General features: G+C 60.6%; 1 pseudogene. It reads left to right on the forward strand.

From position 1 onward, the window contains the following. Positions 1-159, forward strand: a pseudogene (locus tag ACT3UN_RS16605) (IS256 family transposase); the annotation flags it as partial. Positions 160-254: the final 95 nt, after the last annotated feature.

Raw genomic sequence — 254 nt, forward strand, 5'->3', positions numbered from 1 at the left:
GACGCGGTGGTCCGGTTGGTCGGGGCGGTGCTCGCTGAGCAGCACGATGACTGGATTCAGCAGAAGCGCTACATGTCGTTGACGAGTCTGGAGCAGACCAGGACGATGATGAACGCCAACGTCATCGACGCCGACGTCACCGTGCAGGAGGCAGCATGAGCTGGACTCGCTATCAGGCTCGTGACGGTCCCTGACCTGGAGTCAGACGCACTGTTTCAGCGGAAGGGAGATACACCACTTCCCAGGACTTGACC

The sequence above is a fragment of the Corynebacterium sp. AOP12-C2-36 genome, from assembly GCF_052379185.1.
Taxonomy (GTDB): Bacteria; Actinomycetota; Actinomycetes; order Mycobacteriales; family Mycobacteriaceae; genus Corynebacterium.